This window comes from Allobosea sp. FW305-C-101 (assembly GCF_058783685.1).
Genome location: NZ_JBYSYT010000001.1, coordinates 956,481 through 968,822 on the forward strand (window position 1 = coordinate 956,481; position 12,342 = coordinate 968,822).

Here is a 12,342-nt window from a genome sequence, read left to right on the forward strand (position 1 = left end):
TCATGCTCAAGAACATCCTGTCGGTCGGCGGCTATACGCTGATCTCGCGGATCACCGGATTCATCCGTGATATCGTGCTGGCGGCGGTGCTCGGCGCGGGCGCGATCATGGACGCCTTCTCGGTCGCGCTGCGCCTGCCCAACCATTTCCGCGCCATTTTCGGTGAGGGCGCCGTCAACCAGGCTTATGTGCCGACCTATGCGCTGATCGCCGAGAAAGAGGGGCGCGAAGCCGCCAATCTCTTCGCCGACCGGCTCTTCACCGTCCAGCTGATCGTGCAGATCGTCCTGCTGGCGCTCGCCCTGCCCTTGATGCCCTGGCTGGTGACGCTGCTGGCGCCGGGCTTCACCAAGGACCCGGCGGTCTTCGAGCTCGCGGTCGCGCTGACGCGGATCACCTTCCCCTATCTCCTGTTCGTGACGATGGTCACGTTCCTCGGGGCGACGCTGAATGCCGTGGAGCGCTATGCCGCCTTCGCCGCCGCGCCGATCCTGCTCAACGTCTTCATCGTCGCCGCGCTGGCCGTGCCCTTCCTGTTCCCGAGCGCCGCCCATGCTGCCGCCTGGGGAGTCGCGATCTCCGGCGTGGCGCAATGGGTCCTGCTCTATGTCGCGGCGCGGCGGGCCGGCGTCTCCGGCAAGGTGGTGCGCCCGCGCATGGATGCCGGGGTCCGGCATTTCCTCAAGGTGTTCGGGCCGGCGGTGATCGGCTCGGCCGGCGTCCAGATCGCGATCTTCACGGACGGCATCATCGCCTCGATGCTGCCGCGCGGCGGCTATGCCGCGCTGTACTATGCCGAACGGCTCTACCAATTGCCACTCGGGCTGATCGCGATCGCGGTCGGCACCGTCGCGCTCTCGGCGATGAGCCGCGCCATCGCGCGGGGCGACGAGGCCGCCGCCAATCGCGCGCAGAGCCGCGCCATCGCGATCTCGCTCGCCGCCAGCGCGCCCTTCGTCGCCGCCTTCGTCGCGGTTCCCGAAATGATGATCGCGGGACTGTTCCAGCGCGGCGAATTCGATGCGCCGGCAAGCGCGGCGGCCGGCGCGGTTCTGTTCGCCTATGCGCTCGGCCTGCCGGCGATCGTGATGATCCGCACACAGGTCTCGGCCTTCCAGGCGCGCGGCGACACGATGACGCCGATGCTGGTCGCGCTCGCCGCCATCGCCTGCAATGTCGCGATCAAGCTCCTGCTCTGGCGCGACTGGGGAGCACCCGGACTGGCGCTCGCGACGGCAGCCGGCGCCTGGGTCAACCTGATCGTGCTCTTCGTCCTGGCGCGGCGACGCGGCCTGACCGCGCTCGACCGGCGCCTGCCCGGCTTCGCGGCGATCATCTGCGGCGTGGCGGCGATCTGCGGCCTGCTGGCCTGGTGGGGCAAGCCGCTAGCGCTCAAGCTGACGGCGGCCCTGCCCTTCGAACCGATTTTGATGGCGGTGCTGCTGTTGTCAGGCGTCGCAGCCGTGCTCTACGCGGTGCTGGCAGGCGGGCTGCTCAAGGTGACGGGGCTGCTCAGGCTGCTGCGCTAGCTCAGACGAGGAAGCGCTTTGCGCCACCGAGCAAGGCCGCGGCCTCAGCCACCATGCGCTCGACGATCTCGCCGGCGCTGGGAATATCCGCGACCAATCCGGCCGCCTCGCCGAAGATGACAGCGGCTTTGTCGGGATCGCCGGCCATGAAGGCTTCGCGATAAGCCGGGCTTTCGACGGCAATGGCATCTTGGAGCGCAGCATCGCGGCCCGCCCATTTCGCGATGAAGGCGTTGTCAGAGACCCGGATATCGAAGGGCTTCGGCCAGTCGAGTTGGCGGGCGATGTCGGGCAAGGAAGAGCGCACGGTCTGGTCGCCGGTGGCTGTGACGGCCGCAGCATGATGGCGCTCATGCACCAGCGCCTCGCGGCTCGCCCAGAAGCGCGTACCAGCCAGCACGCCATCGGCACCGAGCATCAGGGCTGCGGCGAGCCCGCGGCCATCGGCGATGCCACCTGCGGCAACGAGCAGCGTGTCGGGGCTTTCGCGGGCGATGAGATCCGCTGCCTCGGGCACGAAGGGCAGCGTCGCGCGGTTGGCGCCATGTCCGCCCGCTTCGGAGCCTTGCGCGACGACGATCGTGGCGCCGGCCTCGATGGCCACACGCACATGGGCGAGCGACTGGCACTGGCAGATCAGCGGCACGCCCGCCGCGGCGATCTCGTCGGCGAAGGGGCGCGGGTCGCCGAAGGAGAGCATCAGCGCGGCCGGCTTGTGCGCCAGCGCCTGCGTCAGAAGCTCAGGCTTCCTGGCCATCGACCAGGTGATGAAGCCGCAGCCGACCTGTGTGTTGCCGGCTGCAGCGAATTGCTGCTCGATCCAGGCGGCATCGCCATAGCCCCCGCCGATGAGGCCGAGGCCGCCGGCGCGGGTGACCGCCGCGGCCAGCACCCCGCCACCGGCCAGCGCCATCGGCGCCGACAGGATGGGATGGGCGATGCCGAGGCGTTCGGTCAATCGCGTGGCGAGGCGCGCCATGGACCCTGCCTTCTGGCTCAGGCGGCCTTCGGCTTGCTGTGTGCGTAGTCCATGTAAAGCTCGCGGGCGCGGCGGAAGAGCGGGCCGGGCTGCAGCGTGCGGTTGTCGATACGGGTCACCGGCATGCACTTCGAGTAGTTGCCGGACATGAAGATCTCGTCGGCCTGCTCGAAATCCTCGTAGCGCAGGCTGCATTCCTCGACCGGAATGCCGCTCTCGCGCATCAGCTTGATGACGCGCTGGCGGGTGATGCCGTTCAGGAAGGTGCCGTTCGGGACCGGGGTCTTCACCACGCCGTCCTTGGCGAGGAAGATGTTCGAGGTCGCGGTCTCCGCGACATTGCCCTGCATGTCGAGCACCAGCGCGTTGTCGAAGCCGGCGGCCTTCGCCACCTTCAGCACGCGGGCATTGTTCGGGTAGAGGCAGCCGGCCTTGGCGTCGGTCGGGGCGGTCTCGTAGCTCGGGCGGCGGAAGGCGCCCTTGGTCACCGAGAAGCCGGCCGTCGGCTGCGGCATCGCTGCCTCGAACAGGCAGAGCGCGAACTGCGTCGATTCCGGATCGGGCATGATGGTGGACGGGCCATCGGCCTCGCCCCAGTACATCGGCTTGACGTAAATCGCCGTGCCGGGGGCGAATTTCTTGACGCCCTCGAACATCTTCCCGACGATGAAGTCGGCCTCGACGGTCGGGTTCAGGCCGAGCGCGGTGGCCGAGCGGTTCACGCGGGCGGCATGCAGGTCGATGTCCGGCGCGACGCCATCGAAGTAGCGGCCGCCGTCGAAGACCGAGGAGGCCTGCCAGAGCACATGGCTGCGCGGACCGACGATGCCGGGGTTGCCCTCATGCCAGGCGCCATCGAACCAGGTCCACGTCTGAGAATACCATGCCATGACGGCGCTCCATTGTAGGCGATTTAACTCAGCCGCACCGTCCTCCCCCCGCCCTTCGCCGTCAACATGCAGCGATGCATATCGGGATGACGTGATGTGATGGAAGCAATCGGCCCGCGTGATGGATCAGTAGCCGAGCGCGCGCAGGCCCGAGATCGCCGCCATGCCGACGAGCAGCGCCAAGAGCTCGCTGCGCCGCAGGATCATGGTGCCGACGGCTGCAAGAAGCGCGATCGCCGCAGCCCAGCCCAGCCGCTCGATCAGGGGCAGCACCGTCGCTACGACGATCGAACCCGGCAGGGCCGCAAGCCCGCGCCGGACATGCGGCGTCAGCGGGATGATGCTCATCAGCGCCACGCCGGAGATGCGGCAGAGATAGGTCGCGGCGGCCATCGCGGTGATGGCAATGATCGCGCCCCAGGTGCCGGGATCAGGTAGCGTCATCGCTGAACGCTCCCGTGATCGCGCCGGCGAGCGAGCCGACGATGATGAAGGCGTAGCCGTCGACCAGCCGGGCGGTGACGAGCGCGACGAGGCCGGCGACGACCCAAGGCACCATGCCGCGCCTGCCGCGCCAGAGCGGCACGATCATCGCGGCGAAGAAGATCGGCATGACGAGATCGATGCCATAGCGGCGCGGGTCGCTGACCAGCGCGCCGAGCAGGTAGCCGCCGCCGGTCGCGATCACCCAGACCAGCCAGAGCGCGAGCCCTGCGCCGACCAGCACGCCGAGGTCGCGCCCGCCCTCGGCGCGGTAGCGCGTGCCGATCAGCCAGTTGGCATCGGTGAAGAAGAAGAGGTGGAAAGCGTTGAGCGTCTTCGGATATTTCGCGAACCAGGGCTGCAGCGAGGCACCCTGCAGCACCATGCGCGCATTGACGGTCGCGGTGACCACCGCGATGCCGGCAATCGCGCCCCAGGTCCATTCGGGGCGCCAGAGTTCCAGAGAGACGAGCTGCGCGACGCCGGCATAGACGAAGCCGCTCATCAGCATGGTCTGGAACAGGGTGAGCCCCTTCGCCGCCGCGGCCGCGCCGAAGGCGACAGCGAAGACGACGATGCCCGGCATCAGCACGGAGACCTTGCGCAGGCCGAGAATCATCCCGGCGGCGGTGATCGGTGCGTCCGGGACGGCCGGCGGCGTGTGCGGATCGGCTGACATGATCCTTCCAAAAGCGGGAAAGCCGGCGCTAAGGTCAACGCGCGCCAACGGCGCGCCTGCATGAATTCCGCGCAGGGCGCGACAGCCTTCGGCAGGGGCACTACAGATGGGCCATGCACTGGTTCGACGACGCCGATGCCATCGCTCCCGCCCTGCCCGCGACCTGGCTCGTCCGGACGAATGCTGCTCCGCGCAACCTGACGGAGCGCTCCGCGCTGAGACGTGGCATGGCGCGGCAGATCGTGGCGCGTCAGCTCGGTTGCCGTGAGGAGGACGTCGCCATCGCGCATGACGCGGTCGGGCGCCCTCTGCTTGATCTTCCCAGGAAATCTGGCCTGCATCTTTCATTGGCGACCCGGGCCGGGATCGTCGCCGTCGGCCTCGCGCGTCATCCGCTGGGCGTCGACGTCGAACAGGTCGATGAACAAGCTGCGCCGCCGCTCGACCTGTTGCACCCCGACGAGCGCGCCGCCCTCGTAGCAGCGGATACTCCCCAGCGAGCCCGGAGCTTCGTGCGCCTCTGGGCCGCGAAGGAAGCCTTTGTGAAGGCTTTGGGAACGGGCTTCCGGCGGGCGCCGGAGAGTTTCGCGGTGTCGCTTCTGTCGGAGACGACCTTTCGGGTGATCGACGCCTCCGCTCCCACGGACGCCATCGGTGTTCTCCGCACCATGAAAAACGGCGGCCATGAGATCATGGCCGCCGCGTTCGTCGCTACCGGTCAGGCTGAAGGAAATCAGCCGACCTGATCGATCGGCTTCTTCTTGAGGGCGTAGCCGACGATGCAGACGAAGGCCGCGCCGAGCACCGCCGCCGTATAGAACGGCACCTTGGCGGGCAGGAGACCGGCCGGGTTCGTCTCGGAGACCGGCACGCTCTGGACCCAGCTCGGCATATGGACCTGGAGCCACTGCATCACCGCCATGTCGCTGAGCAGCATCTCGCCCGCGATCCAGCCGAGCAGCGCCGCGCCGAGCCAGATCAGGATCGGGAAGCGCTCGAGAACCGACGAGAGCAGGCGGGCGCCGAAGATGATCAGCGGGATCGTCAGCAGCAGGCCGAACACGAACAGCTCGAAATGGCCGCGGGCGGCGGCGGCGATCGCGAGCACGTTGTCGAGGCTCATCACCGCGTCGGCAATGGCGATGGTGCGTACCGCCTTCCAGAGATTGTCGCTGGCGGCGATCTCGCCATGCGCCTCTTCCTCACCCTTGGCGAGCTTGATGGCGATCCAGAACAGGAGCAGCGCGCCGACGACCTTCAGGAACGGGATGTTCAGGAGGTAGCTGACAACCACCGCGAAGATGATGCGCAGGCCCACCGCCGCGCCGGCGCCGAGCCAGATGCCGACCTTGCGCTGCTTCTCCGGCAGCGAGCGCACGGCGAGCGCGATCACGACCGCGTTGTCGCCCGAAAGCAGCAGGTCGATCCAGATGATCTGGAGCAGTGAAGTCCAGAAGGCGGAAGATGCGAAATCCATTGGTCAGGTTGCCCCTTTTTGCGGTTTGTCAGAGAGCCGGATCAGGCCGGCGTGTTTTGATGAAGTAGCCGCGCATCCTAGAGCGCCTGCTCGACCGCCTTGCCGGCGGCTTCGGTGCCGAGCGAGCCGCCGAGATCGCGGGTGCGGGTCCGTGCATCGCCGAGCGCACGCTCGATCGCCGCCTCGATGCCCTTGGCCGCCTCGTGCTCGCCGAGATGGTCCAGCATCATCGCGCCCGACCAGATCATGCCGACGGGATTGGCGATGCTCTGCCCGGCAATATCGGGCGCCGAGCCGTGGACCGGCTCGAACAGCGAGGGATGGTCGCCGGTCGGGTTGATATTGCCGGAGGGCGCGATGCCGATCGTGCCGGTGCAGGCCGGTCCGAGATCGGAGAGGATGTCGCCGAACAGGTTGGAGGCTACGACCACGTCGAAACGGTCCGGGTTCAGCACGAAATGCGCGGTCAGGATGTCGATATGGTACTGGTCGACCGCGACGCCGGGGTAGTGCTTCGCCATCTCCTTCACCCGCTCGTCCCAGTACGGCATGGTGATCGAGATGCCGTTGGACTTGGTGGCCGAGGTCAGCTTCTTGCGCGGGCGACGCTGCGCCAATTCGAAGGCGTATTTCAGCACGCGGTCGACGCCGACCCGGCTCATCACCGTCTCCTGGATGACGATCTCGCGCTCGGTACCGGCATACATGCGCCCGCCGACCGAGGAATACTCGCCCTCGGTGTTCTCGCGCACGACGAAGAAGTCGATATCGCCGGGCTTGCGGTTGGCGAGCGGGCCGGGCACGCCCGGCATCAGGCGGACGGGGCGCAGGTTGACGTATTGGTCGAACTCGCGCCGGAACAGCAGCAGCGAACCCCAGAGCGAGATATGGTCCGGCACCTGCTGGGGCATGCCGACGGCGCCGAAATAGATCGCGTCATGGCCGCCGATCTTGTCCTTCCAGTCGTCCGGCAGCATCTTGCCGTGCTTGGCGTAGTAGTCGCAGGAGGAGAAATCGAACTCGTCGAGGCGCAGTTCGAAGCCGTATTTCTTGGAAGCGGCCTCGAGCACGCGCAGGCCCTCGGGCATGACCTCCTTGCCGATGCCGTCGCCGGGGATCACGGCGATGCGGTAAACGCGGTTGGTCCCGGTCATGCGGTTTCTCCGAAGAAGGCCTTGAACTCCGCGGCGACGAGATCGGGGACCTCCTCCGCCAGATAATGTCCGCCCGGCAGAGCCCGGCCGCGCACATCCTGCGCACGCTCGCGCCACAAGGCCAGAGGGTCGAAGCATTTTCCGATGACCCCGCGCTCGCCCCAGAGCGCCAGCAACGGGCAGGCGAGCTTGCTGCCGCCATCGGCATCGTCATGGGCGATATCGATCGTCGCGGCAGCGCGATAATCCTCGCAGCTCGCATGGATCATGGCGGGATCGCGGAAGCAGCGCAGGTATTCGGCAAGCGCCTCGGGCTCGAACAGCCGCATGTCGGAGGCGCGCCGGCTCGTCCAGTAGAAATCGGGATCGCTCTCGATCATGCGCTCCGGCATCGGCGCCGGCTGGATCAGGAAGAACCAGTGCCAGTAGGCGCGGGCGAAAGCGTCGGTGGTGTCGCGATACATCTCGCGCGTCGGCGCGATGTCGAGGGTCGCGAGTTTCAGGACGCGCTCGCCATGATCGAGCGCCAGACGATGCGCGACGCGGGCGCCGCGATCATGCGAGCCGACGCAGAAGTGCTCATGCCCGAGCGCGCTCATCACCTCGGCCATGTCCTGCGCCATGGCGCGCTTCGCGTAAGGCGCGTGATCGGCATCGCTCGGCGGCTTGTCGGAATCGCCATAGCCGCGCAGATCCGGGCAGATCAGGGTGAAATGCGGGGCGAGCAGCGGCGCGATCCGGCGCCACATCACATGGGTCTGCGGATAGCCGTGCAGCAGCAGAAGCGGCGGCCCCTCCCCGCCGATCCGCACGCGAATGCGCGGCCCCGACGTCGCGACGTCGAGCAGGCGAAAACCGGGGAACAGATTGTCCGCGACGGGACGTTCGGTGAGGCTCATAGGACCGCGAAGATGCAAGAATGCGTCAGCGCATACCCTGATAGCGCAGGGATTTCGCGCATGGATTATTACATAATGTCGATCAATGGTGGGAGACCCCGGCACCCCACGGCGTCATTCTCGGGCGCCGCGAAGCGGTGACCCGAGAATCTGCCGCCGAAAGAGCGCGGGAGCTCATCCAGCACGAGATGCTCGGGTCGAGCCCGAGCATGACGCGCCTTGGATGATCACTCAACCGCGCAGCGTCGCGCCGTAGCGCTTGCCGATCTCGGCGACGATCTTGCTGCCGACGGCCTCGATCTCGGCCTCGGTCAGCGTCTTCTCGGTCGGCTGCAGCGTGACCGCCAGCGCGACCGATTTCTTGCCGGCCTCGACGCCAGCCCCCTCGTAGAGATCGAAGACGCTGACATTGGCGATCAGCGCACGATCAGCGCCCTGCGCCGTCTTGACCATGTCGCCGGCCGCCACCGCCTTGTCGACGATGAAGGCGAAATCGCGCGTCACCGGCTGGAAGTCGGAGAGCGTGAGCTTCGGCTTGACCTTGGTCGGCTTGGCCTTGGGCAGGGGCAGCGCGTCGAGATGGATCTCGAAGGCGACCAGCGGCCCCTTCACGTCGAGCGCCTTGAGGATCTTGGGGTGGACCTCGCCGAAGGCGCCGATCACGCCCTTGGGGCCGAACTGGAGCGTGGCGGAGCGGCCGGGATGGGCCCAGGCCGGGCCGCCCGCAACGATCTGGAGGCCGCCGGTCGGGATGCCGAGCCCCGAAAGCAGGCCGAGCACATCCGCCTTGGCATCGAACAGGTCGACGTTCTTGGCGCCGCCGTCCCAGTGACGGCCGGTGCCGTCGAGACGGGCGGTGCCGCGGCGCAGGCCGGTCGCGGCGATGAGCTGGCCTTCCGGCTCGTCGCTCTTGAAGACCTGGCCGACCTCGAACAGCGCGACATCAGGGAAACCGCGATCGGCATTGCTCTGCGCGGCGCGGATCAGCCCCGGCAGCAGCGAGGGCCGCATATCCGAGAGATCGGCGGCGATCGGGTTGGCCAGCGCGAGCTTGGGCGAGCCGCCGCCGAAGAGCTTGGCTTGGTCCTGCGAGATGAAGGACCAGGTCACGGCCTCGACGAGGCCGCGCGCCGCGAGCGTGCGCTTGGCGGTGCGGGTGCGCTTCTGCAGCACGGTGAGGACCGGCTTGACGACCTCACCCTTGATGCGCGGCAGCGGCGTCGAGGCGACGCGATCGAGCCCGGCGATGCGGACGATCTCCTCGACGAGATCGGCCTTGCCACCGACATCGGCGCGCCAGGACGGCGGAGCGACCGTGACGCGGTCGCCCGCGCCCGAGACGTCGAAGCCGAGCGAGGTGAGCGCCGCCTGCATCTCGGCCTGCGGCAGGTCGAGCCCGGTCAGGCGCTTGACCTCGGACCAGGGGAAGTCGACCGCGGCCGGGCTACCCGGCAACTCGCCGACGAATTCCATCTCGGACGCTTCGCCGCCGCAGAGCTCGATCACCAGCGCGGTCGCGAGATCGAGGCCCGGCCGGGCGAAATCGGGATCGAGGCCGCGCTCGAAGCGATAGCGCGCATCCGAATTGATGCCGAGCGCGCGGCCCGAGCGGGCGACGTTCAGCGGGTCCCAGAGCGCGCTCTCGATCAGCACGTCGGTCGTCGTCTCGCTGCTGCCCGAGGCCTCGCCGCCCATGATGCCGGCCAGCGACTCGACGCCGTGCTCGTCTGCGATCACGACCTGCTCGTCGGTCAGCGTATAGGTCTTGCCGTCGAGAGCGAGGATGGTCTCGCCAGCCTTGGCGCGCCGAACGGTGAGATTGCCCTTTACCTTGGCGGCATCGAAGACGTGCAGCGGCCGGTTGCGGTCGAGCGTCATGAAATTGGTGATGTCGACCAGCGCGTTGATGGGGCGCAGGCCCACGGCGCGGAGGCGCGCCTGCAGCCAGTCCGGCGAGGGGCCGTTCTTGACGCCGCGCACGAGGCGCAGCGCGAAGGCCGGGCAGAGCTTCTTGTCGTCCGCGGCGAAATCCAAGGTGACCTTCACCGGGCACGGGAAGGAGCCGCTGATCGGCTGGATCGGCGCGTTCTTCAACTTGCCGAGGCCAGCGGCGGCGAGGTCGCGGGCGATGCCGGCGACGCCGAGTGCATCGGCCCGGTTCGGCGTCACCGCGATCTCGATCACGGCATCGTCGAGCCCGGCATAAGGAGCGTAGGGCTGGCCGACGGGCGCATCATCAGGCAATTCGATGATACCGTCGTGATCGTCGGAGAGTTCGAGCTCGGCTTCCGAGACCAGCATGCCGTTCGATTCGATGCCGCGGATCACACCCTTGCCGAGCGTGACCTTCTTGCCGGGGATGTAGCTGCCCGGCGGCGAGAACACGCCCTTCATGCCGGTGCGGGCATTCGGCGCGCCGCAGACGACCTGCACGGGCTCGCCGGACCCGGTATCGACCATGCAGACGCGCAGGCGGTCGGCATTCGGATGCTGCTTCGCCTCGATGACATAGGCGATGGTGAAGGCCGACAGCGCCGCAGCGCGATCCTCGATCGCCTCGACCTCCAAGCCGACGCGGGTCAAGGTCTCAGCGATCTCCGCAACGGAGGCGTCAGTGTCGAGATGCTCTTTGAGCCAGGAGATCGTGAACTTCATCGGTCTACGTCCATCGGGGCGAGCACTTCCACCAGACGGAAGCGTTCGCAAAGCAAGGGCATGTCGGGGCTGAAGACACCGATGCGCCGGAAATAGGATTCGTGGGCGTCCCGCCAGAAGGCCAGGGAGCGGTCCCCCTCCCCTTCGTCGAAGGCGAAGGCCTCGTCAACTTCATCGAAGCGCCGCGGGGTGAGTTCGAGCGTCTCGATGACGCAGACCGGCCGGCCCGTGCCGTCAAGCACGATCCAGAGCTCGTTGAGCTTGGGGCAATCGGGCGCGTCGAGCGTGTTCACCGTCGCGATCTTGCGACCGCTCACGACCAGCGCAGCAAGCTCCGTCGCGAGCTCCGGGCTGTCGCCGAAGGAAAAGCTCGGGCAATCGCGATAACGCTCCGGCAAGGAGGCGATCAGGTCAGCGTCCATCGCGCCCCGCCTGTGCCGGCGCCGTCGCATCGTTGAGCTTGTTGGCGCCGTCGGTGCTGATCTTCATGGCATTGCCGCGCCAGCTCACCTCGCCGCCGACGAAGGCATAGGCCCAGATGCCGGGGAAGGCGATGTCGCGTGCCAGCATGGCGAGCGGAGTACGCCAGTTCAGGAACCAGCCGACACTCGCGGACAGCACGATATCACCGGCATACCAGACGAGCAGCACGAGGAGCGGCGCAAGCCAAGCCGACAGCCCCAGCGCCGATGCACCGAAGGCAGCCAGCACGGCGGCTAGCAAAGGCGTGGACAGGATTTCCAGCGCGAAGAAGGGCAGGAAGGTCACGCGCCGCAGACGCGCCCAGCGGAACTGGCGCTGCACGACGTCCCTGAGCCGGCGCCGGCCAAGCGGCTGCTCGAAGGGCTGGCCGACGAGATGAACCTGCCGGCCGGTATTGCGCACCAGCTTGGTCGAGGCGGCGTCCTCGGCGATCTCGGCGCCGAGCGCGGCGATGCCGCCATTGGCGTCGAGGAAAGGCTTGTTCCAGAGCATCGACTTGCCCTGTGCGAAGCCCAGGCCCAGCGCCTCGCCGACATATTGCCAGCGCGCCTGGAAGGCGTTGAGGAAGGCGCATTCGACTTCGGCGCCAATGCACAGAGGCCGGGAACCGGCCGGCGTCGAGCAGACGAGCCCGGTCGTGGGCTGCCAGGCAGCCAACATGCGCTGGATATAGTCACGGGGCATCAGCACGTTGGAATCGGCGAGGATGACCCAATCGGTCTCTGCCGCGTCCCAGCCGCGCACGCAATTATTGAGCTTGGGATTGGCGCTGACCGGCACGTCGCCGACGATCAGGCGCGCCTTCTCGTTGCCGTAGAAGCCGATCAGTTCCTCGATCAGCGGGATGATCGGGTCATGCGCGTCAGCGACGCAGAAGATCGTGCTGTAGCGGGGATAGTCGAGTTCCAGCCCCGAGATCGCCGTCTCGCGGCTGAAGGCCTCGATGCCGCGCACCGGCCGAACGATGGTGACCGGCGGCAGTTCTTCAAGCAGAGCGGAGCGCTGCAGGGGCCGGCGCAGCCGCCAGAGCGCGATGGCCTGGCTCGCCAGGTTCATCACGCCCAGCAGCACGGCGATCGTCGCCGCCCAGCCCGCAGGCGTCATCGCGCCCTCC

At 67.7% G+C, this 12,342-nt stretch carries 12 protein-coding genes; 2 read left to right on the forward strand and 10 right to left on the reverse strand.

Annotated elements, in window-relative coordinates; all coding sequences use genetic code 11:
* The first annotated feature begins 2 nt into the window (after positions 1 to 2).
* On the forward strand, positions 3 to 1,529 hold the full coding sequence (gene murJ, locus AC3WMA_RS04515; RefSeq protein ID WP_492284192.1) for a murein biosynthesis integral membrane protein MurJ: 1,527 nt from the start codon (positions 3 to 5) through the stop codon (positions 1,527 to 1,529).
* Between the two features lies 1 nt (position 1,530).
* Here murJ and AC3WMA_RS04520 read toward each other — a convergent pair whose 3' ends face one another.
* From AC3WMA_RS04520 to AC3WMA_RS04535, 4 genes are all read right to left on the reverse strand, one after another.
* On the reverse strand, positions 1,531 to 2,508 hold the full coding sequence (locus tag AC3WMA_RS04520; RefSeq protein ID WP_492284193.1) for an NAD(P)H-dependent flavin oxidoreductase: 978 nt from the start codon (positions 2,506 to 2,508) through the stop codon (positions 1,531 to 1,533).
* Between the two features lie 17 nt (positions 2,509 to 2,525).
* Positions 2,526 to 3,398: a branched-chain amino acid aminotransferase gene (locus tag AC3WMA_RS04525; protein WP_492284194.1), complete on the reverse strand. Its 873-nt coding sequence runs from the start codon at positions 3,396 to 3,398 to the stop codon at positions 2,526 to 2,528.
* A gap of 126 nt (positions 3,399 to 3,524) precedes the next feature.
* Complete coding sequence (locus tag AC3WMA_RS04530; RefSeq protein WP_492284195.1) at positions 3,525 to 3,842, reverse strand: AzlD family protein; 318 nt, start codon at positions 3,840 to 3,842, stop codon at positions 3,525 to 3,527.
* The gene (locus AC3WMA_RS04535; protein WP_492284196.1) at positions 3,829 to 4,560 is read right to left on the reverse strand and encodes an AzlC family ABC transporter permease; all 732 of its coding nucleotides are present in this window, start codon (positions 4,558 to 4,560) and stop codon (positions 3,829 to 3,831) included. The genes AC3WMA_RS04530 and AC3WMA_RS04535 overlap by 14 nt, the downstream gene beginning before the upstream one ends.
* Before the next feature lie 113 nt (positions 4,561 to 4,673).
* Here AC3WMA_RS04535 and AC3WMA_RS04540 point away from each other — a divergent pair, with 113 nt between their 5' ends.
* Positions 4,674 to 5,306, forward strand: a complete 633-nt coding sequence (locus AC3WMA_RS04540) for a 4'-phosphopantetheinyl transferase family protein (protein ID WP_492284197.1) — start codon at positions 4,674 to 4,676, stop codon at positions 5,304 to 5,306.
* Here the strand turns inward: AC3WMA_RS04540 and AC3WMA_RS04545 are convergent.
* From AC3WMA_RS04545 to AC3WMA_RS04570, 6 genes are all read right to left on the reverse strand, one after another.
* Positions 5,294 to 6,037 (reverse strand): TerC family protein, encoded by a 744-nt coding sequence (locus AC3WMA_RS04545; protein WP_492284198.1) that lies wholly within the window; start codon positions 6,035 to 6,037, stop codon positions 5,294 to 5,296. The genes AC3WMA_RS04540 and AC3WMA_RS04545 overlap by 13 nt on opposite strands.
* Positions 6,038 to 6,114: 77 nt before the next feature.
* Positions 6,115 to 7,191, reverse strand: a complete 1,077-nt coding sequence (locus tag AC3WMA_RS04550) for a tartrate dehydrogenase (RefSeq protein ID WP_492284199.1) — start codon at positions 7,189 to 7,191, stop codon at positions 6,115 to 6,117.
* Positions 7,188 to 8,090, reverse strand: coding sequence for an alpha/beta fold hydrolase (locus AC3WMA_RS04555; protein WP_492284200.1), 903 nt, complete (start codon positions 8,088 to 8,090; stop codon positions 7,188 to 7,190). The genes AC3WMA_RS04550 and AC3WMA_RS04555 overlap by 4 nt, the downstream gene beginning before the upstream one ends.
* A gap of 231 nt (positions 8,091 to 8,321) precedes the next feature.
* Positions 8,322 to 10,745 carry a phenylalanine--tRNA ligase subunit beta gene (pheT, locus tag AC3WMA_RS04560; RefSeq protein WP_492284201.1) on the reverse strand — a complete coding sequence of 808 codons (2,424 nt, stop codon included), beginning with the start codon at positions 10,743 to 10,745 and terminating at the stop codon, positions 8,322 to 8,324.
* Positions 10,742 to 11,167 carry an ASCH domain-containing protein gene (locus AC3WMA_RS04565; protein ID WP_492284202.1) on the reverse strand — a complete coding sequence of 142 codons (426 nt, stop codon included), beginning with the start codon at positions 11,165 to 11,167 and terminating at the stop codon, positions 10,742 to 10,744. Before AC3WMA_RS04565 ends, pheT begins: the two co-directional genes overlap by 4 nt.
* Positions 11,157 to 12,332, reverse strand: a complete 1,176-nt coding sequence (locus tag AC3WMA_RS04570; protein WP_492284203.1) for a ceramide glucosyltransferase — start codon at positions 12,330 to 12,332, stop codon at positions 11,157 to 11,159. The genes AC3WMA_RS04565 and AC3WMA_RS04570 overlap by 11 nt, the downstream gene beginning before the upstream one ends.
* Positions 12,333 to 12,342: the final 10 nt, after the last annotated feature.

Excerpts from the sequence above, each read along its gene's own strand:
- AC3WMA_RS04550 (WP_492284199.1), bottom strand. The coding sequence starts at position 7,191 with ATGACCGGGACCAACCGCGTTTACCGCATCGCCGTGATCCCCGGCGAC.
- pheT (WP_492284201.1), bottom strand. The coding sequence starts at position 10,745 with ATGAAGTTCACGATCTCCTGGCTCAAAGAGCATCTCGACACTGACGCC.
- AC3WMA_RS04530 (WP_492284195.1), bottom strand. The coding sequence starts at position 3,842 with ATGACGCTACCTGATCCCGGCACCTGGGGCGCGATCATTGCCATCACC.
- AC3WMA_RS04555 (WP_492284200.1), bottom strand. The coding sequence starts at position 8,090 with ATGAGCCTCACCGAACGTCCCGTCGCGGACAATCTGTTCCCCGGTTTT.
- AC3WMA_RS04540 (WP_492284197.1), top strand. The coding sequence starts at position 4,674 with ATGCACTGGTTCGACGACGCCGATGCCATCGCTCCCGCCCTGCCCGCG.
- AC3WMA_RS04520 (WP_492284193.1), bottom strand. The coding sequence starts at position 2,508 with ATGGCGCGCCTCGCCACGCGATTGACCGAACGCCTCGGCATCGCCCAT.
- AC3WMA_RS04565 (WP_492284202.1), bottom strand. The coding sequence starts at position 11,167 with ATGGACGCTGACCTGATCGCCTCCTTGCCGGAGCGTTATCGCGATTGC.
- AC3WMA_RS04545 (WP_492284198.1), bottom strand. The coding sequence starts at position 6,037 with ATGGATTTCGCATCTTCCGCCTTCTGGACTTCACTGCTCCAGATCATC.
- AC3WMA_RS04525 (WP_492284194.1), bottom strand. The coding sequence starts at position 3,398 with ATGGCATGGTATTCTCAGACGTGGACCTGGTTCGATGGCGCCTGGCAT.
- AC3WMA_RS04570 (WP_492284203.1), bottom strand. The coding sequence starts at position 12,332 with ATGACGCCTGCGGGCTGGGCGGCGACGATCGCCGTGCTGCTGGGCGTG.
- AC3WMA_RS04535 (WP_492284196.1), bottom strand. The coding sequence starts at position 4,560 with ATGTCAGCCGATCCGCACACGCCGCCGGCCGTCCCGGACGCACCGATC.
- murJ (WP_492284192.1), top strand. The coding sequence starts at position 3 with ATGCTCAAGAACATCCTGTCGGTCGGCGGCTATACGCTGATCTCGCGG.